Below are 21,351 nucleotides of genomic sequence, written 5' to 3'. Positions count from 1 at the left end.
GATATGGAATCGCCGATCGACAGCTACTTGCACGCCTTGCACGCCGAGGTCTCCGAGCTCCGCGACGGCACGCCGTACCTGGTTGGTCCTGCCTCGGCGGTGGTCAATCCGGACGACTTCGGGATTTGCCTGGCGACGGTGGACGGCTACGTCTACGAAGTGGGGACAACGCGCAAGGAATTCACGCTGCAGTCGATCTCCAAGCCGTTCAGTTACGCGCTCGCGCTGGCCGAGCTCGGGTTCGACGCGGTGGACGAAAAGGTGGACGTGGAGCCCTCCGGGGATCCGTTCAACGAGATCTCCCTCGCCGCCGGCACCGGGCGGCCCGCCAACGCGATGATCAACGCGGGTGCGCTGGCGGTCACCGGCATGATCAAGGGCTCCGGCGGCAGGTCCGCGATCAAGCGGATCCTGAACACCTATTCGGAGTTCGCCGGCCGGAAGCTGAAGAGCAGTCCGCGGGTGTTCGAAGCCGAGCTGCGCAACAGCGACCGCAACCACGCACTGGCTTACCTGCTGAGCTCGTTCGGCGTCATTGAGGACAACCCCACCACCGCGTTGGAGAACTACCTGCGGCAGTGCTCGGTGCAGGTGACCTGCCGGGACCTGTCCATCATGGCCGCGACCTTGGCGAACGGCGGCACCAATCCGGTCACCGGCAACCACGTCATGGACATCGGCCCGGTGGAACGGGTGTTGTCGGTCATGATGACCTCGGGCATGTACGACGACGCCGGAGACTGGGTCACCAACGTGGGCATGCCGGCCAAGTCCGGGGTCGGAGGCGGCACCTTGGCGGTGCTTCCCGGCCAGGTGGGGCTCGCGGTGTTCTCCCCGCCGCTCGACGACCACGGCGGATCGGTCCGCGGGATCGCCGTGAGCCGGCGGCTGTCCGAGGACATGGAGATGCACTTTGTCCGCTCGGCGCGGGCGGGGCGTTCCGCGATCCGCGCGAGCTACGACATCACCGTCGTTCCCTCCGGCATTCGCCGCACTGATGAGTCGGCCGAGGTGCTGCGGGAGAACGGCCACCGCGCGCAGCTGATCGAGCTCAACGGCGACTTGCTGTTTGCCGGCACGGAATCGATGGTCCGCGAGATCAGCTCGCTACCGGACGATGTTGAACTGGTGGTACTGGACCTGCGCCGCGTCGACGAAGTAGGCGGCGTGGCCCTGCGCATGTTCGCCCGCTTGGAGGAGAACCTGGCCGCCGACAACCGTGAAATGCTGCTGATCGACCCGGAGGACACGCTCGCCGGCGTCTTCGTCGACACCGGGCGGCCCGTGCCGGTCTTTGATACCCGCACCGGTGCCGTTGAATTCTCCGAGGACCGCCTCATTGCCCGCTACGGTGATCCGCTGGGCGTGCCCACGTCGGTGCCGGTGGAACACTCGCTGGCCCTGGGCACCCTGCACCCGGATGAGATTGTGGCCCTGGTGGAACGCATGGAGCCCGCGAAGTACGAGGACGGCGAGATCGTTCGGCGGGTTGGCCAGCGGTTTGGCGGGGTGTACTTCATCGTCTCCGGCCGGATCAGCACCATCGCCGCGGACTCGGAGGGACGGCGGGTCAAGCTGAGCACGCTCAGCGCCGGCATGACGTTCGGCGAACTCGCGCTGGGCAGCGAAGACCGGCAGGAAACCACCGAGAAAGCGGACGGCCCGGTGGAACTCATGGTGCTTTCGTCGGAGGCGATCGAGGAGCTGGAGGAGCAGGACCCCAAGCTGGCGATGCGCCTGTGGAAGGCGCTCACCCGGGATGCCTACACACGGGTGGACCAGTTCCTGCGCGAAACCGCAGTCCGGATCCGCGACTGACCCTCCGCGGCGGCCCCCTGCCGGCGACCCGATGGGCATCCGCGGGCGGGCATCAACTATAGTTACGGGCAGTCGTAGCATCTGCCACATCGGCACCAGAAACCACACCAGCCGCAGTTTCTCCGTGTCTTGTTCCCGGCAGAGGCTGCAGAAAGGAACGTGTGAACTTTTTCGAGTTTCTCGCGAAACGGGCCGACGACATGCTGGAAATGGGCATCGAGCATGCCGTCCTCGTGGGCGTTTCAGTCATGCTCGCCACCGTGATCGGGGTCGGCCTGGGCATCGCGACCTATCGGCATGAACGACCGCGCGAAACAGTCCTCGCGGTCACCGGTGCTTTCCTGACCGTCCCCTCCTTCGCGTTGTTCATCCTCCTCATCGGCCCTCTGGGCCTTGGCGCACTGCCCGTGGTGGTCGCCCTCACGATGTATGGCCTGCTGCCCATTGTCCGCAATACCATCACGGGCCTGCGCGAAGTGGATCCTGCCATCGTGGAATCGGCCAAGGGCATGGGCATGAGCCGTACCCAGCGGCTGCTGAAGATCGAACTGCCCCTGGCGTGGCCGGTGATCATCACCGGCGTCCGCGTCACCACCCTGGTCCTGCTTGGCATCGCTGCCATCGGCGCGATCGTACTGGGCCCAGGCTACGGAGAGCTGATCTTTACCGGCCTGGCCCGGGTGGGCACGCCGGTGGCCGTAAACATGGTTCTGGCCGGAACCCTCGGGGTGGTTGTCCTCGCCATCCTGTTCGACCTGCTCTTCCACACCGTCCGCAAGCTGACTACGTCCAAAGGAATCCGATGACCGTATCCGACCATCAGACCCCCCAGCCCAGGCCGGTCAAGATCCGCCTACAGAACCTGTCCAAGAGGTTTCCCGGGCAGAAGGACAACGCGGTCGACGACCTGACACTGGACATCCACGAGGGCGAGATCGTGGTGCTGGTCGGCCCGTCGGGATGTGGCAAGACCACCACCATGAAGATGATCAACCGGATCATCGAGCCCACCTCCGGCCGGATCATCCTGGACGGTGAAGACGTCACTACCACCGACCCGGACCAGCTCCGCCGCCGCATCGGCTACGTCATTCAGCAAGTCGGCCTGTTCCCGCACATGACCATCGGCGAAAACGTGGCCACCGTCCCCAAGCTGTTGGGCTGGGACACCAAACGGATTTCCGCACGGGTCGACGAGTTGCTGGACATGGTCAACATGCCGCCGTCGACCTACCGCAACCGCTACCCCAAGGAGCTCTCCGGCGGACAGCGGCAACGGGTAGGCGTGGCACGCGCTTTGGGCGCAGACCCGGAAGTGATGCTGATGGACGAGCCGTTCGGGGCCATAGACCCGATCACCCGGGACCGGCTGCAGAACGAATTCCTGCGCCTGCAGTCGGAGGTACGCAAGACCATCGTGTTCGTCACCCATGACATCGATGAAGCAATCAAGATGGGCGACCGGATCGCCATCCTGCAGGACCGCTCCCGGATTGCCCAATACGACACCCCGGAGCAGATCCTGACCGCCCCCGCCAATGATTTCGTCTCCGACTTCATCGGCACCGGCGCCTCCTTGAAGCGGCTGAACCTCAGCCGCGTGGCCGATATTGAGCTGACGCAGTGGCCGACCGTCCGGCTGGACACCCCGGCCGAGGACGCACTGGAGCAGCTGCGGCGCAGCGACCGCTCGGCCCTCCTGGTGCTCGACAACGCCGGGCGGCCCCGCCGCTGGGTAGGTGCCGACGACCTGCACCGGGCAGGAACACGCGCGCTGGACGAGGTGGGGCTGCCGCCGGAAGCAATCTTGGAACCCCGGGCGACGCTGTCCGATGCGCTGAACGAACTCATCACCGCCCGCTACAGCGTGACGATCGTGGTGGACTCGCACGGTGTCTACCAGGGCGTGGTGGATATCGAACAGATCAACGAGGCCATCCGGGCCATGCGGGACACGGCGGTCGCTCGAGCCCGGGCCGGGCTGGGCGAGGTGGCCGAAGCCGTACAGGCGGGTGGCTGACGTGGCCGCTGCCGCACCACAGCACTCGGTGCACGACCAAGATGTTGCCGTCCAACCACCGGCCAGGGCGCGACGCCGGACACTGACCGGGTACCTGCTGGTGCCGGCGATCCTGGCGCTGGCCTGCCTCGCTCTGTACCTGTATGTCGGCTCGCAGGAACTGGACAGCATCGAGGCGCGCGCCCTGGCCCCGGCCAACCTGGCTGCCGCCCTGGGGCGGCATCTGCAGCTGACCGCGGTCTCGACGCTGCTGACGCTGGTCATCGCCGTGCCGCTGGGCATCCTGTTCACCCGTCCGGCCATGCGCCGGGTCCGCCCCTACCTGATCACCCTGCTGACCTTGGGCCAGGCGGTTCCGACCATCGCCGTGTTGGTCCTGCTGGCCGTGGCATTTCTGTTCCTGGGTTTCCAGGCCGCCATCGTGGGCTTGGTGCTTTACGCCATCATCCCCGTGCTGCTCAACACCATGGTGGGCCTGGAACAGGTCGACGAATCCGTGCTGGAAGCCGGGCGAGGCATGGGCATCTCCAAGTTCGGTGTCCTGCGCCGGCTCGAACTGCCCCTCGCGGTGCCCATCATCCTGGCCGGCGTACGCACCGCGCTCGTGATCAACGTTGGTACGGCCACCCTGGTGACCTACATCAACGCGGGCGGACTCGGGGACATCATCGTGGCCGGGCTCTCCACCAACCGCGTGCTGGTCCAGGTTGTCGGCGCCGCGCTCACAGCGGTGCTGGCACTGCTGATCGACTACCTGGCGAGCATCGCCGAAGACTTCCTGCGCCCGAAAGGGCTCTAGGCCATCCCCTGCATGACGAAAGAGGAATGATGAAAGCGAATAGTTCACGGAAGACGGCGTTCGCCGCGTTTGGCGCCGGAGTGGCCTTGCTGCTGACGGCCTGCGGCGGCGGTGACGCCGCCGAGGCGACAGGCGACGGCGAGCTCGCGGGCGCGCACTTCGCGGCGGGCTCCAAGGAATTCACTGAATCCATCCTGCTGGCCCAGATTGCGGCTGTCGCGCTCGAGGATGCCGGTGCCACCGTCGAGGACAAGACGGGCATCTCCGGCAGCGCCACCGTGCGCGAAGCCCTGCAGTCGAGCCAGGTCGACTTCTATTGGGACTACACCGGAACCGGCTGGGTCAACGTCCTCGGCCACACCACCGAGGACGTGCCGGAAGACCTCTACGCCGCCGTCGCGAAGGAAGACGCCGAGAACGGCGTCGCCTGGCTGGAACCGGCACCGTTCGAGAACACCTACCGCATCGCCGCAAAAAAGGATTTCGCGGAGGCCGAAGGCATCACCAACATGAGCGAAGCCGCCGCGTTCATCCAGAAGAACCCGGACCAGAATGCCGTCTGTGCTGCCAGCGAGTTCATCAACCGCGACGACGGGCTCCCCGGCTTGGAGAAAGCGTACGGTTTTGACTTCAGCAAGGTAGTGGAGCTGGACCTGAACCTCATCTACACGCAGGTCGGCGGATCCTGCCAGTTCGGTGAGGTCTTCTCCACCGATGCCCGCGTCATCTCCAACGAACTGACCGTGTTGGAGGACGACAAGGAATTCTTCGTCCCGTACCAGGGCGCCATGACCCTGCGCCAGGAAACCCTGGACGAGTACCCGGCCATTGCGGAGATCATGGCACCGATCAGCGCCGCACTGACCAATGAAGTCATCACCGGGCTCAACGGCCGGGTGGATAACGACGGCGAGGATCCCCGCGATGTCGCCGAAGAGTGGCTGAAGGAGCAGGGCCTGGTGGGTTAGCCACCGGACCTCCGCACCGCACAACGGCCAGCGGCCGCCGGTCACCACGACCGGCGGCCGCTGGCCGTTTCTCAGGCTCCGCGAAAACTGCCTGCGGTTTCGGGCCTCCCCGAAACCGCCCGCCTCTCAGGCCTCCGCGAAACGTCCCACCGTCTTCTGCGCATCGATCCCCGGAAGGGCGGCGGCGAAGATGCGGTAGTAAGCCAGTTCCTCGCGGGTCCGCACCGGCGGATCCAGGACGCCGGCCTCGTGTTCCAGCTCCGCTTCGCTGACCGATGCTTCGAAGTGTTCGCGGAGCACATCGTTCATGCCGGTGCCTTCGCCGAACTGCTCCTTCGGCCGCCAGAGCACCTCGTGGGGAACCATCCCGTCGAAGGCCTTGCGCAACAGCCATTTGGCCGGCCGCTCAGGTCCCGTCAGTTTCCATGCCGGCGGCAACGCCAGGGCAAGTTCCACCACGTCCAGGTCCAGGAAGGGCAGCCGCGGTTCCAGCCCGTGGGCACCGGCCACCCGGTCCACTCGCTGCAGTCCGCCGATGGGCATGCCTTCGAGCGTCTCCAGCAGATCCTCGTGCAGCGCCTCGCCGGTGTCATGGCGGCCGTAATGCGAGTAGCCGGCGAACAGTTCGTCGGCGCCCTCGCCCACCAGCACGATCTTCACGTGTTCAGCGGCCAGCCGGGACACCAGGAAATTCGGCACCGCGCTGTGCACCAGCGTCGGGTCAAAGGATTCAAGCTCCGCGATGACCTGCGGCACCAGCGCGATCGCGTCCTCGGCCGTGTAGACCAGCTCATGGTGATCGGTACCGGCGGCGGCCGCCATTACCCGGGCGGCCAGCAGATCGGCGCTGCCTTCCAGCCCGACGGCGAACGTCTTCAAAACCTCCCCGCGCTCTGCGGCCTTGCGGGCCGCCACGGCCGTGACGATGCTGGAGTCCACCCCGCCGGACAACAGGACGCCCACCGGCACATCGGCGTTCAGGCTGCGCTCCACCGCCCGGACCAAGGTGTCGCGCAGGGCATCAAAGACCCACTGCGGAGGATCCTCCTCCGGCCGCCGGCTCTTGAGCAACACCGGGGCGCCCGCCGGGAAAACGGGTCCGGCGATTAAGCCGTCCTCCGGTGTCCAGGCATGGCCCGGCGGAAAAGGCTCCACGAAGGGCCGCCACTCGTCGTCGAACGCCTTCATTTCCGAGGCAAACAGCACAGTTCCGTCGCGGCGTGCCCAGTACAACGGGGACAATCCGAGCATGTCCCTGGCCGCGACGAACCGCCCGTCATCGCCTGCCACCACCAAGGCAAACGGGCCCCAGAGCTTTTCGAAGGCGGCGACGCCGAGCTCCTCGTACAGCTGCAGCGCGGCCTCCAAATCGGAGCGGGTCCTGAACCCCTCATGCCCGAGCCGGTCGCGGATCCGGCGGTAGTTGTAGATCTCGCCGTCGCCCACCAGCCACGCGTCGCCGTCGCGGCCGGCCAGGGGTTGCTGCCCGTTCTCCGGATCGACGATGGCCAACTGCCGGCTGCCGAGCCAGGATTTGCCCACCCGGCGCGACCCCGATCCATCCGGTCCACGGTGCGCCAACCGGTCCAGCATCCGTTCGCCCGCTGCCGCATCGAATTCCCCGTGGGCAGCCACTATCCCTGACATCTGCATCCCGCCTTCGCGCTTGTCCAACAAAATCCGGCGCCGCACGCGGCCGGGCTCCGTCCGTCCCAGGCGCTGCGACGCGACTTCTCCAGCATAGCCAGCCGGCGCCCACGCCCTCCCCGCCGGCCACGGGCCAGGCCGCCAGGCTCCGCGGTTCCTGGCCGGGTCTCGGCGCGGTCCAGACCACCCGCCGTCGCTCCTTAGACTTGTAGGCATGACTGCAACGCTGGTGGCCAAGGACCTCTCGGGCGGCCACGGCCACCGCACTCTGTTCTCCAACCTGAACCTGACCGTCGCTCCGGGCGACGTCGTCGGGGTGGTCGGCGCCAACGGTGCCGGCAAGACCACGCTGCTGCGGATCCTGGCCGGCGCGGACGCACCGCTGGCGGGGTCGGTGAGCACGGCGCCCTCGGACGCCTTTGTCGGCTGGCTGCCGCAGGAACACGAACGGATTCCCGGCGAGACCATCGCCGCCTACATTGACCGCCGCACCGGTGCCGCGGCCGCCACCGCCGCCATGGAAGCCGCGGCCGAGGCGCTGGGCTCCGGCTCCAAGCAGGCCGGCGACGCCTACGCCGCCGCCCTGGACCACTGGATGGCCAGCGGGGCCGCGGACTTGGAGGACAGGATCCCGCCCGTGCTGGCCGAACTCGGTCTGGACGTTGGTCCGGACGCCCCGATGACCGGGCTTTCCGGCGGCCAGGCCGCACGCGCTGCCTTGGCGGCCCTGCTGCTGAGCCGCTTCGACGTGGTCCTGCTGGACGAGCCCACCAACGATCTGGACCTGGCCGGACTGGCCCGGCTGGAGTCGTTCGTGCAGGGTCTGCGCGGCGGCGTGGTGCTGGTCTCCCACGACCGCGAGTTCCTGGCCCGCTGCGTGACCACCGTGGTGGAGTTGGACCTGGCCCAGAACAAGGTGGCGGTATACGACGGCGGCTACGATGCCTTCCTGGAGGAGCGGGCCGTCGCGCGCCGCCACGCCCGCGACGCCTACGACGAGTTCGCCGAGAAGAAGGCGGACCTCGTGTCCCGGGCGCGGACCCAGCGCGAGTGGAGCTCCCAGGGCGTCCGCAACGCCATGAAGAAGAACCCGGACAACGACAAGATCCGCCGCAAGGCCAGCACGGAGTCCTCCGAAAAGCAGGCGCAGAAGGTGCGGCAAATGGAGTCCCGCATCGCCCGGCTGGACGAGGTGGAGGAGCCCCGCAAGGAGTGGCAGCTGCAGTTCAGCATCGGCGCCGCCCCGCGCTCCAGCTCAGTGGTCGCCACCTTGAACCAGGCCACCGTCCGCCGCGACGGATTCACGCTCGGCCCGGTCTCGCTGCAGGTCAACGCCGGCGAGCGCATCGGCATCACGGGCCCCAACGGCGCGGGCAAGTCCACCCTGCTGCGCCTCCTGCTGGGACACCAGCAGCCCGACGACGGCGCCGCCGGCCTGGGTGCCAGCGTCGCCATCGGCGAGATTGACCAGGCGCGCGGCCAGCTCGCGGAGGACCGGCCGCTCGGTGCCGCCTTCGAGGCACTGGTACCGGACTACAGCCAGGCCGAGGTCCGCACGCTGCTGGCCAAGTTCGGTCTCAAGGCCGACCAGGTGTCCAGCGCCGTCGGCGCCCTCTCCCCCGGCGAGCGCACCCGGGCCGCCCTCGCCCTGCTGCAGGCCCGAGGCGTGAACCTGCTGGTCCTCGACGAACCCACCAACCACTTGGACCTGCCCGCCATCGAACAGCTGGAGCAGGCCTTGGACAGCTACGACGGAACGCTGCTGCTGGTCTCGCATGACCGCCGGCTGCTGGAAAACGTCCGGTTGGACACTCGGTGGGACGTCGACGCCGGCCAAGTCACCGTCCGCTGAGTGCGTCTGCGGGCCGGTCTAGGAGACCCGGGGTCAGAGTGCCGGCCGCATCTCGGACCAAGGGCGCGCCCGTTCCACGGCGGCACCGATGCGGAAGACGGTGAGGTCGTCGTAGGGGTGCCCGACGATCTGCACGCCTGTCGGGATTCCGATCTCGGATAGTCCGCTCGGCACGGCCAGGACAGGGCAACGGTTGTTGATGTTGAACGGCGCCGTCATGTGCGCTTCCCAGTAGTGCTCGAGATGCTTCCCGTCGATGTCGATCCCGTCGAGGTAGTCGGCGTCTGCTTTGAGCGCAGAAACTGCTGAGGCGGGACAGATCAAGGCGTCGAACCCAGTCATGGCCTGGGCTAGCTGCGCTTGGATACGTGACTCGGCTTGCAGTCCCTCCAGGAGTGTGTGGCGGGATGACGCCTCACGCGCGTCGGCCATGAAGCGCCGCGTGTAGGCGGCCAACTGCTCGGTGCCGCCTGCGGTGGCTGCCTCCATGGCGGGACCGAGAATGTGCCCAAAGTGGGTAAAGATGACATCACTGATCTCCCGGTGGGACCAAGGAAGTTCGATCTCCTCGACGATTGCCCCGGCTGTTTCCAGAGCCGCGGCCACGCCGCGGGTGTTAGCCTCGATCTCCGCCATGACCGGGTAGTCTCCGAGCCGGATACAAAGCGCAATCCGCATCTGGTGGACCGGCGCAAATTCCAAGGGCAAAGGAGCGGACGGTCCTACCGAGGTGTGGTCCACAGGGTGCGGACCGGCCATCACATTGGTCAACAGGGCGGTATCGGCGACCGTGCGGCCCATCGGGCCGTCGCCGCGGTACCAGTCATTGGAAAGAGGCGGCATACCCGGGATCCTGCCGTACGGCGCCTTATAACCAACGGTTCCGGTAAAGGAGGCGGGCAACCGGGTAGAACCCGCGATGTCCGAGGCCGTCGCCAACGCCGTCATGCCGGAGGCGAGCGCTGCTCCGGCCCCGCCCGAGGATCCGCCCGGCGAATACTCCGGGTTCCACGGGTTCCGGGTGACTCCCCACATCGGGCTGTGCGTCACCGTGGCGCAACTGAATTCAGGCGAGGTGGTTCGGGCGTGGAGAATACCTCCGGCGGCTTTGATGCGCCCAATGATCGGGTGATCGGCTGCTGCGGTCTCGCCGGCACACGCCGACAGCCCCTGCGAGAAGCTTCGGCCGGCGATGGCATGCTTCTCTTTGGCGGCCACCGGCAGCCCCAGTAACGAGCGTCCCGGGGCCAGTCCCCGGGGTGCGCCGTCGTACTTGCCGCGCTGGTACAGCAGCTCGGCCTCACGCGACGCAGCGAGGGCCTCCTCAAACATCGTCTCCGTCAGCGCATTCACCGTCCCGTTGATCTCGGTAATGCGTTCTATGACCGCTTCCATCAGTTCCACAGGGGAAAGCTCCCGAGAACGGAACAGCCGCAGCGCGTCCACTGCAGTGAGGTAATGCAGCTTGGTCATCATCTGTCCCCTGCAGCGGACTTATCCCCGACGTTAAACCTTTCCAACACCGGCTCTTCGGCAAGCGCGCCATAAACCAGTTCCAACGCGATCTCGGTCAGGGCATCCAGGCCCGCCAGCATGTCCGCATCGGTTGTAAATTCGCGTTCACAGTGGCTGACGCCGTCTACTGACGGGATGAATACCATGACCGACGGCACAATGCGGTTCATCGCTACCGAGTCGTGCCCTGCCATCGTCTGCATACGGCGTACGCCAAGTCCCAGCTTCGCGGCCGTCTTCTCAGTCAATTCGACACCGGATTCGGGGTAGTACTGGTTGGCCCGGATGTCGAAGTCGTTCACATTGATCCGGATGTCGTGTTCCCGGGCAAGCTGGGCGATGTCTGCCAGCAGGCTGTCCCGTGCGGACCGCACAATCTCGGGGCTGTTGGAGCGCAAATCAGCTACAAGGTGCACCCGGCGGGCCACGACGATCGGCGAATTCGGTTCCAGCGTCAGCTGCCCCACGGAGGAAACGAGTGCCTCCTCCTCGAAGTTGCGCGTGACGTCGTGGACCATGAGGACAATCTGCGAGGCGGCCACCAGCGCATCGCGCCGGTCTGCCATGGCCGTAGCGCCAGTATGGGACTGTTCGCCGAGGACCTCAATGTCCAGCTTCTGCGTGTACCAACTCGAGTCCACGGCACCTATGGTCAGGCCCTCGCGCTCCAGGATGCGGCCCTGCTCGATGTGGATCTCCGCGTAGCTCACGGCTTCGGGCCCCTCATCGGTCCCGAGGTAGCCGATCGTCTCCAAGGCATCCCGCACGGAGACTCCCTGGAGGTCCCTAACGCCGAGCATCTGCTCACGGTCCATGATTCCCGCGAAGACGGAGCTACCCATGATGGAGGGTGCAAAGCGGCCGCCTTCCTCGTTAAACCAGTTCACGACCGCCAGGTTAAAGGGCGGAAGCTCCCCTGACGCCTTAATGTGGGCCTCGATCCGGGCAGCAGCGTGCAACCCGGCCAACACACCGTACGCGCCGTCGAAGCGGCCGCCCAGCGGTTGGCTGTCCAGGTGGGAGCCGATCATGACGAATTTCGCAGCGGGCCGGAATTCGATGATGGCGAACATGTTGCCGATGCCGTCCACTCGCACCCCCCAACCGTGCTCCTCAGCAAAGGCGGTGAACCAGTCCCGGGTCTGCCGGTCTTCCTCGGTGGCGGCTTGCCGGTGCACACCGTGGTTTGGTGTAGCGCCGATGGTGGCAACGTGGCGAAAGTCTTTAAGGAAAGCTTCAGCGGACATAACGATAAACTCCTAATACCTAATACGTAAGCTGCCGGTTAGGAAACCGGGGAAGGCGGAACCTGTGGGAGCCGGAGGAGTATCGGTCCGCCCGGCTCCCGTGGTCAGCCGAGGCGTCCGCGGGTCTCCGGGACCTTGGTCAGCGTGAGCAGCAGGAACACGATGATTGCTGCGCCGCACAGCCAGTAGGCCGGCGAGTAAGAGATACCTGTGGCGTTCACCAGCGCGGTGCCGATGAAGGGTGCGGTGCCTCCGAACAATGCGTATCCCAGGTTGTAGCTGACAGCGGCCGAGGTGAAGCGCGTCTTCGTCGTGAAGATTTCCACGAAGAAGGTGTAACAGCCGCCGCCGTAGATGCACAGCGGAACGACGAACAGCAGCTGTCCCAGAATCGCCAGGCCCAGCGAGCCGCTGGTCACCAGCATGAAACATGGGAAGGCCAGCAATGCGATCGCGGCCGACCCTGCAATCAGCATCGGCTTGCGGCCGACCTTGTCACCGATGATCCCGCCAACCGGGAGCAGCAAAGCGTAAAACAGCATCGCCGAAGCGTTCGCCACTAGGGACGCTTGCAGGGTCAGGTTGCCGGTCGTCTGCACGTAGCCGACGAAGTAGCCGGAGAGGAAGTAGAAACCCATGGCGGTCAGGCCCATGACGAAGACGACCTGGAGCATCCGGACCTTGTTCTCGCGGAAGGCCTCGCGAACTGGGCTGTACTCCTTTTTCTTCTGCTTTTCAGCGACCTGCTTGAAGGCCGCGCTCTCCTCGGTCCTGGAGCGAATCCACACACCGAACAGGGACAGCGGCAATGCCAGCAGGAAGGGTACACGCCAGCCCCATGAGAAAAAGGCCTCATCGGAAAGGGCCTGGTTGAGGACTAGGATCATCGCCCCGGCCACGACGGAAGGCAGCGCGGTGGCGGCAAGCGTGATGTTGAGCCAGAAACCACGGCGGTTCACGGGAGCATGCTCGAAAACGAAGGCCGGGGCACCGACGGATTCCCCGCCTGCGGAGAACCCCTGCAGCAGCCGGCACAGTACCAGCAGTGCAGGTGCGAGAGCTCCGACCACTGCATAGGGCGGCAACAGACCGATGGCGGTCGTGGCACCGCCGATAGTCACCAGCGTGATGTAGAGGACACGGCGTCGACCGATCCGGTCGCCCAGCTGGCCGAAGAACAGGCCTCCGATCGGCCGGGCGATGAAGGCGACACCAAACGTGGCAAAGGTGGCCAGCAGGCCAATAAGTGCGTTCTCGCCGGGGAAAAACAGCTGTGAGAGCGTAACCGCGGAGAGACCGTAGAGCGAAAAGTCGTAGAACTCAATAAACTGCCCAACACTGCCACCTGCAAGGACGCGCTTCTGCATCCCGGTGGTTTTTTTCGACTGCGAGAAGGCTGTGGCGTCTGCGGCTCCCGATGTAGTCCGGGTTTCATTCACCGTCATGACAGCCACCGGAGGTGGGAGGAACTGCGGTCCCTACTTGCCGCGTGGAACCCGGAACACGACGTAAATCTCGACTGACTGCAGGCCATCGCAAGTCCTCCTGAGGGTTGCGGCTGATCCTCGTACCGTCCCGCGTCTTTGCAGGTTCGGTCAGGGGCGGATCAACCTATCGGAATGATGTTCAGTCTCAGTGAGCCGTCTCACATCTGTCCAATAGATAATTTCTCCGTTTCCAATCGAAATGATGAATCCGAAGCTTGGGCAAGACGCAGCACACAGGAGGCTAGGTCTTGTCCGCACCGTAGAGCGCACGGCACACTGCCTCGAACGCGAGCGCTCGCCGCGTGGGCGTCAGCCCCTCGGGGCGCACCAGCACTACCTCGATGGATGGCAAATGATCCACAAGCCGTAGGGGAACGACTCCCCCGCCCGCGTAGGTCAGATTGTGGTGGAGCCGCTGATTCAGCACAGCGTAGCCATGGCCGCGGGCAACGAAAGAGCGGACAGTCTCATAGCCGGTTGCCCGGTGGCGGATATTGGGCTTCAAGCCGGCAAGCTGGAACAACTGCATGAAGTACTCCCTGGTGTGCGGCAAGTCCAGCAGGATCATCGGCTCGTGCTCCAAATCCCTCAGCGCCACCTCATGGTCAGGACTTGCAGCAAGAGGATGCCCTTCCTGGACCAACACGTGCGCCGGAATGTGCTCCACCGTCTGAGTGGTGAAACCGCCGCCCAACCCAATGCTGTACATCAGCGCCAGCTCACAATGCCCCTCCAGCAATGCCCGTCGCAGGAACTCCTGATCTCCCTCCAAGAATGAAACGTGAACGTCCGGGTATTCCGCCTCAAAGGCCTGCAGGATTACTGGAGCCCGGAAGGGTGCCAGGGGGCCGAAAACCCCTACTTTTAGCTCCCCGGTGAGATTCTGCGACAGCCCCCGAGCCGATTCGTAGAGCGAATCAGCGTGCTCAAGGAAGGCGTGCAGGTCTTTGGCGAATTGTCGTCCGGCCGGACTCAGTTTCAGGCCCCTCTGCGACAACCGGATGAAGAGCTGCACGTCCAGGTCGTGCTCCAACTGGGAAATCGCATTGGACAGCGCCGACTGCGTCATGTTTAGCCGTTGGGCGGCGTCCGTCATATTCTCGGTCTCGGCGACCACCGCAAAGTAGCGCAGTTGGGTAAGAGTGAAGGGCTTAGCCATGCTTCATCCTGTCAGACCCCAGACCCGCCCGGAGCCGGACTCGCGCACCAGGCCAGACTTCGCCGCTGCCCTCTTGACCTGCCGATGCCGCGGGAGTAAGTTCTTATTCAACCGAAAGGTTGATCAAGGGAAGAGTTGAATAACGTGACTGGTAGTAGCGACGAGGCCCTTCTGGACAAGGCGTTCATGGCCCTGGCAGATCCGGCCCGCCGCCGCATCATCGCCCGGCTTAGCCGCGGACCGGCAACGGTCAACGAGCTGGCCGAGCCCTTCGACATCTCCAAGCAGGCGGTTTCGAAGCACATCCAGGTCCTCGAGCAGGCACATTTGGTCACCCGCACCAGGGATGCCCAGCGCCGGCCCGTTCACCTAAACGCTGCACGGCTCGAAGCGCTCACTGCGTGGATCGACCAGTACCGGCTGGTTCGGGAGGCGCAGTACCGCGGACTGGACGCCGTGCTCGGCCAACTATCCAAGGACAAACCATGAGCAACTCACTGAAAGTCACCCTCCCGGAGGGCCTTCCGTTCATCGATACCGAACGCGAGTTCGACTATCCCGTCGCCGACGTTTTCCGCGCCCACAAAGACCCCGACCTCCTCAAGCAGTGGCTGGGCCCGCGCGGCATGAAGATGGACATCGATCATTACGACTTCCGCACCGGCGGCAGCTACCGCTACCTCCACACCGGACCCGACGGCCAGCAGTACGCCTTTACCGGCATTTTCCACACGGTCCGCGAGAACGAGTTCGCCATCCAGACGTTCGAGTTCGGCGGCTACCCGGACGTGGTCAGCATCGAGTTCATGACCCTCGAGGACCTCGGCAACGGACGCTGCAAACTGATCGGCCATTCCGTCTACCCCACGCTGGAGGCACGCGACGGCATGGCCCAGTCCGGCATGGAAAGCGGCATGAGCGAAGGCTACGAGCGGCTGGACGAGCTGCTCGCCGGCGCCCGCACCGCGTAAAGAGGCGGCACTGCCGCGGCATGGGGTCGGAGCCTGCCAGGCCCCGATCCCGTGCCGCGCACTTCCCTGCCCAAGGGTCTCGCGCCCGCAACCACCATTGGCCTCCTCGGAATTAGAAAGTATGCTGAGGATTCCCTGAACCCTAGACGGAAGGTGGTTTCATGGCGAACGATGATGAAGGACGCAAGGAAGTAGCCAAGATCCTGAAGGACGCTGACATCGGCGTCCTCACCACGGTCAATGCCAGCGGCCAGCTGTTCAGTCGGCCGCTGGCGCTACAGGAAGCCGAGTTCGACGGCGACTTGTGGTTCGTGACGCACGATCCCTCGCCCAAGGCCAGCGAAATCCGCGCCAATCCGCACGTGAACGTGTCGGTCAGCGGTTCGGACGGCTACCTGTCCATCTCGGGCACCGCCACAATCGTCCGCGACCAGGCGAAGATCGACGAACTGTGGAGCCCCATGATGGAACCGTGGTTTGAAAACGGCAAGGACGACCCGACGGTGGCTTTGCTCCGGGTCGAGGCCCACACGGCCGAATACTGGAAGCCGGATTCTCCCAAGGTGGCCACGCTGTTCAAGCTGGCCAAGGGAATGGTCACCGGGAAGCAAGCAGACGACGTCGGCAAGAACGACGTCGTCAACCTTTAGCCGGAGGCACCTGCCGATCGGCAACACAGCACGCACTTAAGGAGTCAGCAATGTCCGGAAATCTTTTGGCCCGTTCTGTGCACGACCTTACTGCCGCCGCCTGGTTTGGCGGTTCCCTGATGGGCGCCATCGGCCTTAACGGTGCGGCCGCCGCCGCCCAGGATCCGCGCGAGCGGACCCGTTTGTCCAGCGTCGGCTGGATGAAATGGGCGCCGGTCCAGACCGTGGCTTTCGTTTCGCACCTTGCCTCGGGCTTGCCGCTGCTGGCGGGCAACAAGGGCAGGATGGCCAAGCAGGAAGGGGTCACGCGGAATACCGTCATCAAGACCGTTGTCACCCTGGCCGGCGCGGCCGTCACCCTCTACGCCGGCATGCTGGGCAAGAAGGTGGAGAAGATGGCTGAACAGGGGGCAGAGGGCGCCACCGAGCCGTCACCGATGGCGTCACCGGAGCTCAAGTCCGCGCAGAAGCAACTCAAGCTGCTGCAGTGGACCATCCCGGCCTTCGCCGGCACGGTCATCGTGCTCGGTGCCAAGCACGGCGAAATGCAGCGGCCCGCCACCTTCTTGGAGGGGCTGCTCAAGCACTGAAGGTGATGTTCCCCCCGGTTCACCCGGTGCGGCTCCGGGTCCAGCCGCTCCGTCGGGGCTGTCCGCTCAGGACGGCCCCGACGCGTGTCGGCCCGGATTACCAGAACCACGCGGACCGTAGCGGAGATTCTGCAAACCACCCCGAGTCGGCCGGTCCACCCCCGGCTGCACCAGCGGCGTGAGTTGCGCGGTTACGATTGTTGAAACGTTAACATCGGACGGCAGAAGTGGGGAACGGGCATGCCGGCAGCATCATGACGGCGACCAAGGCGGCGGCCGTCTTGGCGTGGGCTGCCATCGCCGGCATTTCGGCCGCCGGGCTGTTGGTGTTGGGCCAGGTCATCGCGGCTGCAATCATCGCTCCGCCACAGTTCGACCTGGTGGCCGTCCTCTCCGTGCTGATGCTGGTGCTGGCCTGGCACCTGCGCGTGGATACGCCGCTCATGCGGCGCCAGACGACCGCCGCGATGACCGCCGCCGTGATTGTCTGCAACGATCTCACCGCCCCGCTGCACGAAACGGTGGCGGTGGTGGGGGTGGGGCTGCTGGCCACTCGCGTGGTTTTCCGGCGCTTCCGCTGGGGAGAGGTGTACTGGTTTATCAGCCGGCTGCTCGCCTCCGTCGTGCTGGTAGCGGTGTTCCAAGCCCTTAACGCTGCCGGTTTTGCGTGGCCGGTCGCCCTGCTGGCTGGCTGGCTGGCCTTTTTCCTGACGGCCATTGCCGTCGAGGGTGCCTTCGCCACCACGGCCACACGGAGCAGCACCTTCCGCAACGGCATCGGGTGGCCGCCGGCACTGAGCACGCTGGCCATCAACCTGCTCCTGTGCCTGGCCGCCCAGTACGCCGCCCTGCGGTTCAGCCACGACGGCGTCCAGTCGTTGCTCCTGGTCTTCGCGTCCGTGCTGGCGCTGGCGGTCACCGGCTGGCTACGCAACCGCGAGCTGCGCCGCCGCCTCACAGGCCTGGTCGACGCCTCGCTCAAGCTGCCGTGGAGCCCGGACGGGCTCGACAGGACCCTCCTCGCCGCCGCAAGCGCCTCGGTGCGCGCGGACCGCGTGTCCCTGCGTCCGGAAGCGCCGAAAGAAAGGGAAATCGGTGTCCGGATGCGTCGCTGGGACCACGGCGACAACTACCTGGTGGCTTCGCGAAACGGCGGCGCACAGTTCACCGAAGAAGACGAGCAGGTGCTGGACGCGCTGGCACACGTCGGCAGCATCATGGTCCGGCACGATGAGCTGGTGCACGAACTGCGGCTGCAGGCGGACACCGATGCCCTGACCGGGCTGGGCAACCGCCGCACCCTCTGGAATCGGCTGGCCGAGATCAATGCCGGCCGCCGCCCCGGCGAGGCCATCGCCGTCGTCTATCTGGACCTCGACGAATTCAAGGCCGTCAATGACAGGCACGGCCACGACGTCGGCGACCTGCTGCTGACCGCCACCGCGCAGCGAATCCGCTCGGAAATCCGCGAGGACGACGTGGCCGCTCGCATCGGTGGCGACGAATTCGTCGTCGTCCTCCGCGATGTCACCAGCGAAGCCGACGCCCGCGCCGCCGCCGACCGCATAGCCGCCGCGATCGCGCGCCCGCTCAGCGCCCGCGGCAACACGCTGCGGGTGCGGGCCAGCACCGGCGTGGCGTACTCCGACCACCCGGCACCCAACATCGAGGAGCTGCTGCGCAACGCCGATTCCGGCATGTACGGCTCCAAGCGGCTGCAGCAGCGCCTGCGCGACGCACAGCGCGACGGTTCCGAGGCCGAAGCCTGCCTGGCTGTTGCGGTTGAACGCGGCATCCGCCGGCACCTGCTGCGTGTGGCGCTACAGCCCATCGTTTCCCTGGACCTGGATGCGATCGTCGGGTTCGAGGCCCTGGCCCGCTACGAGGACGACGAACTCGGTAATATTCCGGCGGACCGGCTAATCACCGAAGCGAACCGGCTGGGACTGCTCGACGAGCTGACCATCCAGGTGATCGACGGTGCGGCGGCGGCGATGGCCCGCATCAGCGAAGTCACCAGTGTCCGCTCCATCTCCGTCAACGTGGAGCTGAGCCAGCTCGCCGCCGGATCCCCCGTCGTGGACCGGCTGAGGCGGATGCGCGCCGAAGGGCCGGAGCTGAACATCATCGTGGAGCTGACCGAAAACTCGTTGGACAAGATGTCCGAGCAGTCCCGGGCAACCCTCGTGCAGTTCCGCAGCGAGGGCTTCAGGATCGCCATCGACGACTTCGGCTCCGGCTACTCATCCATGAACTCGCTGACCGAGTTCCCCTTCGACATCGTCAAGGTGGACCGCTCGCTGGTCAGCGGCGGCGAGGGCCGCGCCCGGAACGACGACGAAAACGCCCGGAACATCGTGGTCAGCCATTTGATCGCCATGTTCACAGCGCTGAAGGCGGACGTGGTGATCGAGGGCATCGAGACCGCAGAGACCGTGGAGTGGCTGGCCGGCTGCCCGGCTTTGAACGCCCAGGGCTTCTACTTCGGCCGACCCATGTGGCCGGAGGAGGTCATCGCCCGGCTGGTGACCTCCGGCACGGCGGCGCTGCCGAGCTCTGCCCAGCGCGATGCCCGCCGACCCCTGGCCCAGCAGACGCCCGAACATTCGTCTGCCACCTGAGGCCTCGGATTCATCTCCTGCGGAGGCTAGGCCAGGCGGTCCAAGGCTTGGAGCTGCAGCACGATCCACGGGCTGAAGGCCCACGGTGCGGCAGTCGCTGCGGTCCGCAGGTCGGAGGGGCGCACCCAACGGTACTCGGCCACCTCGTCATCGCGCGGCGACAGTTCGCCGGTGGCCAGCGCAGTGTAGACGGGGCAAAACTCGTTCTCCACGATGCCGGAGGCGTCCACCGCGCGGTAACGGAAGTCCGGCAGCACCAGCCTCAGGTTTTCCAGCCCAAGCCCCAGCTCGTAGCGCACCCGTCGCCGCACCGCGTCGGCCATCTCCTCCCCCGGGGCCGGATGGCCGCACGCGGAGTTGGTCCAGACACCCGGCCAGGTCAGCTTGTTCAGGGCGCGCCTGGTCACCAGCACGCGGCCCTCGGCGTCGGAAATATGGCAGGAGAACGCCAGGTGCAGCGGCGTCTCGCCGGTGTGGATGTCGGCCTTGTCGGCAACGCCGGCGGGCTTCAGGTTCTCGTCCAGCAGCACTACCTGCTCGGGTGATTCTGCCGTCATGTCGGTCCGGACCCGGGCAGCTGCCGTTGCCGGGAGCGCGCCCAGCGGTCAGTGGTGTTCATACCAGCCATTGTATGGGCGGGCGGGAGAGGACCGTTTGGTCTGTGGCCCAAGAGGCGGGCCCCTTCCAAGGTGTCGAAGCTGACAACAAGCAGCCTCTTCTTGGACGAAACGACCACCCCATGGCCAAGACATCCGATCCCGCGCCGGCCGCCCTGCCGTAGACTCGACGCCACTTCATGCTTGTTCGGAAGGACGGATCGTGCCTGACTCTCCCACTACCGCTGCCCCGGCTCCACCAACAAGGCCCTTGGAAGGCCTGCTGGTGGCCGACTTCTCCCGGGTGCTCGCCGGCCCGTTGGCCACCATGACGCTGGCCGATCTAGGTGCACGGGTCATCAAGGTGGAGCGTCCCGGCACGGGGGATGACACCCGCAGCTGGGGTCCGCCGTATTCCCCGACCGGGGCCACCTACTTCGAGAGCGTGAACCGCAACAAGGAATCGATCTGTTTGGACCTGGCGGATCCCGGCGACCAGCGGTTGGCCCGGAAGCTGGCGCTGACTGCCGACGTCGTCGTGGAGAATTTCAAACCCGGCGGGATGGACAGGCTTGGGCTCGGGTATGCGGAACTTTCGGCCGGGAATCCGGGCCTGGTCTACGCGTCGATTTCCGGTTTCGGTTCAGCCGAAGGTGCGTCCCTGCCCGGCTACGACTTCATCGTGCAGGCGGTCGGCGGCCTGATGAGCATCACCGGCGAGGCGGACGGTTCACCCTATAAGGCGGGTGTCGCCCTGGTGGACGTGCTGACCGCGAAGGACGCGACCATCGGGATCCTCGCCGCGCTCAACGCCCGCGCCGCCACCGGCCGGGGCAGCCGGCTCGAGGTCAACCTGCTGTCCAGCCTGCAGGGCGCCCTGGCCAACCAGGCCCAAGCCTATCTGGGAGCAGGCAAGGTCCCCCGGCGGATGGGCAACGAGCACCCGTCCATCGTTCCCTATCAGCTGCTCGAATGCTCCGATGGCCCGCTGGCCGTCGCCTGCGGCAACGACGGGCAGTTCCGGCAGCTGGCCACCGTCCTGGGAGAGCCGCAGCTCGCGGACGACGAGCGTTTCGCCACCAACAGCGCCCGGGTGCAGCACCGCCACGAGCTCATCCCGCTGCTGGAGGAGGCTTTGTCCGCCGCCTCCGCATCGGTGTGGCAGGGCAAGCTCACCGGCGTCGGCGTTCCCGCCGGGCCCGTGGCCGGCATCGACGAGGGCATCAGGTATGCCGAATCACTGGGGCTGGCCCCGACCATCGAAGTCCGCGATGCCAGCGGGGAGCCCGCCGGCCGCCAGGTCCGCCACCCGATCTCCTGGAGCCCGGCGTTCGAACCCCGCACCGCTGCCCCGCCCGCGCTCGGCGAACACACCACGTCGGTGCTGGAGTGGCTGCGCAGCCTGGACTGA

General features: G+C 66.0%; 18 protein-coding genes. 12 read left to right on the top strand and 6 right to left on the bottom strand.

Annotation, left to right across the window (positions count from 1 at the left end):
- The first annotated feature begins 3 nt into the window (after positions 1 to 3).
- From glsA to AC5RV3_RS13090, 5 genes are all read left to right on the top strand, one after another.
- A complete protein-coding gene (gene glsA, locus AC5RV3_RS13110; RefSeq protein WP_494122506.1) occupies positions 4 to 1,818 on the top strand; it encodes a glutaminase A in 1,815 nt (604 codons plus the stop codon).
- Positions 1,819 to 1,979: 161 nt separating this feature from the next.
- Positions 1,980 to 2,624: an ABC transporter permease gene (locus tag AC5RV3_RS13105; RefSeq protein ID WP_494122505.1), complete on the top strand. Its 645-nt coding sequence runs from the start codon at positions 1,980 to 1,982 to the stop codon at positions 2,622 to 2,624.
- Positions 2,621 to 3,838 (top strand): ABC transporter ATP-binding protein, encoded by a 1,218-nt coding sequence (locus AC5RV3_RS13100; RefSeq protein ID WP_494122504.1) that lies wholly within the window; start codon positions 2,621 to 2,623, stop codon positions 3,836 to 3,838. Before AC5RV3_RS13105 ends, AC5RV3_RS13100 begins: the two co-directional genes overlap by 4 nt.
- A 1-nt stretch (position 3,839) precedes the next feature.
- On the top strand, positions 3,840 to 4,637 hold the full coding sequence (locus AC5RV3_RS13095) for an ABC transporter permease (RefSeq protein ID WP_494122503.1): 798 nt from the start codon (positions 3,840 to 3,842) through the stop codon (positions 4,635 to 4,637).
- A gap of 29 nt (positions 4,638 to 4,666) precedes the next feature.
- Positions 4,667 to 5,605: a glycine betaine ABC transporter substrate-binding protein gene (locus AC5RV3_RS13090; RefSeq protein ID WP_494122502.1), complete on the top strand. Its 939-nt coding sequence runs from the start codon at positions 4,667 to 4,669 to the stop codon at positions 5,603 to 5,605.
- Positions 5,606 to 5,731: 126 nt separating this feature from the next.
- On the opposite strand, the gene asnB is transcribed toward AC5RV3_RS13090, so the two are convergent.
- A complete protein-coding gene (gene asnB / locus AC5RV3_RS13085) occupies positions 5,732 to 7,252 on the bottom strand; it encodes an asparagine synthase (glutamine-hydrolyzing) (RefSeq protein WP_494122501.1) in 1,521 nt (506 codons plus the stop codon).
- 214 nt (positions 7,253 to 7,466) lie between these two features.
- Between asnB and abc-f the strand changes: the two genes are divergently transcribed.
- Positions 7,467 to 9,104, top strand: a complete 1,638-nt coding sequence (gene abc-f, locus AC5RV3_RS13080) for a ribosomal protection-like ABC-F family protein (RefSeq protein WP_494122500.1) — start codon at positions 7,467 to 7,469, stop codon at positions 9,102 to 9,104.
- 33 nt (positions 9,105 to 9,137) lie between these two features.
- Here abc-f and AC5RV3_RS13075 read toward each other — a convergent pair whose 3' ends face one another.
- The 4 genes from AC5RV3_RS13075 to AC5RV3_RS13060 all read right to left on the bottom strand — a co-directional run bounded on the left by AC5RV3_RS13075 (position 9,138) and on the right by AC5RV3_RS13060 (position 14,512).
- Complete coding sequence (locus tag AC5RV3_RS13075; protein ID WP_494122499.1) at positions 9,138 to 10,577, bottom strand: amidase; 1,440 nt, start codon at positions 10,575 to 10,577, stop codon at positions 9,138 to 9,140.
- Positions 10,577 to 11,866 carry a M20 family metallo-hydrolase gene (locus AC5RV3_RS13070; protein ID WP_494122498.1) on the bottom strand — a complete coding sequence of 430 codons (1,290 nt, stop codon included), beginning with the start codon at positions 11,864 to 11,866 and terminating at the stop codon, positions 10,577 to 10,579. The genes AC5RV3_RS13075 and AC5RV3_RS13070 overlap by 1 nt, the downstream gene beginning before the upstream one ends.
- A 104-nt stretch (positions 11,867 to 11,970) precedes the next feature.
- On the bottom strand, positions 11,971 to 13,311 hold the full coding sequence (locus tag AC5RV3_RS13065) for an MFS transporter (RefSeq protein WP_494122497.1): 1,341 nt from the start codon (positions 13,309 to 13,311) through the stop codon (positions 11,971 to 11,973).
- A gap of 283 nt (positions 13,312 to 13,594) precedes the next feature.
- Positions 13,595 to 14,512 carry a LysR family transcriptional regulator gene (locus AC5RV3_RS13060; protein ID WP_494122496.1) on the bottom strand — a complete coding sequence of 306 codons (918 nt, stop codon included), beginning with the start codon at positions 14,510 to 14,512 and terminating at the stop codon, positions 13,595 to 13,597.
- 186 nt (positions 14,513 to 14,698) lie between these two features.
- Between AC5RV3_RS13060 and AC5RV3_RS13055 the strand changes: the two genes are divergently transcribed.
- The 5 genes from AC5RV3_RS13055 (at position 14,699) to AC5RV3_RS13035 (ending at position 19,344) form a co-directional block, all read left to right on the top strand.
- Positions 14,699 to 15,001 carry an ArsR/SmtB family transcription factor gene (locus AC5RV3_RS13055; protein WP_494122564.1) on the top strand — a complete coding sequence of 101 codons (303 nt, stop codon included), beginning with the start codon at positions 14,699 to 14,701 and terminating at the stop codon, positions 14,999 to 15,001.
- On the top strand, positions 14,998 to 15,483 hold the full coding sequence (locus AC5RV3_RS13050) for an SRPBCC family protein (protein ID WP_494023543.1): 486 nt from the start codon (positions 14,998 to 15,000) through the stop codon (positions 15,481 to 15,483). Before AC5RV3_RS13055 ends, AC5RV3_RS13050 begins: the two co-directional genes overlap by 4 nt.
- A 161-nt stretch (positions 15,484 to 15,644) precedes the next feature.
- Positions 15,645 to 16,133: a pyridoxamine 5'-phosphate oxidase family protein gene (locus tag AC5RV3_RS13045; protein WP_494023542.1), complete on the top strand. Its 489-nt coding sequence runs from the start codon at positions 15,645 to 15,647 to the stop codon at positions 16,131 to 16,133.
- A 50-nt stretch (positions 16,134 to 16,183) separates the two neighbouring features.
- Positions 16,184 to 16,723, top strand: coding sequence for a hypothetical protein (locus AC5RV3_RS13040; RefSeq protein ID WP_494122495.1), 540 nt, complete (start codon positions 16,184 to 16,186; stop codon positions 16,721 to 16,723).
- Positions 16,724 to 16,950: 227 nt separating this feature from the next.
- Positions 16,951 to 19,344 (top strand): putative bifunctional diguanylate cyclase/phosphodiesterase, encoded by a 2,394-nt coding sequence (locus tag AC5RV3_RS13035; RefSeq protein ID WP_494122494.1) that lies wholly within the window; start codon positions 16,951 to 16,953, stop codon positions 19,342 to 19,344.
- A gap of 26 nt (positions 19,345 to 19,370) precedes the next feature.
- Here the strand turns inward: AC5RV3_RS13035 and idi are convergent, their stop codons facing one another.
- The gene (gene idi / locus AC5RV3_RS13030; RefSeq protein ID WP_494122493.1) at positions 19,371 to 19,901 is read right to left on the bottom strand and encodes an isopentenyl-diphosphate Delta-isomerase; all 531 of its coding nucleotides are present in this window, start codon (positions 19,899 to 19,901) and stop codon (positions 19,371 to 19,373) included.
- 262 nt (positions 19,902 to 20,163) lie between these two features.
- Between idi and AC5RV3_RS13025 the strand changes: the two genes are divergently transcribed.
- Positions 20,164 to 21,351 (top strand): CaiB/BaiF CoA transferase family protein, encoded by a 1,188-nt coding sequence (locus AC5RV3_RS13025; protein WP_494122492.1) that lies wholly within the window; start codon positions 20,164 to 20,166, stop codon positions 21,349 to 21,351.

This window comes from Arthrobacter sp. Y3221114 (assembly GCF_059092625.1).
Note: the sequence above shows the minus strand (reverse complement) of the source record. Positions and strands in the feature narration are given on the sequence as shown.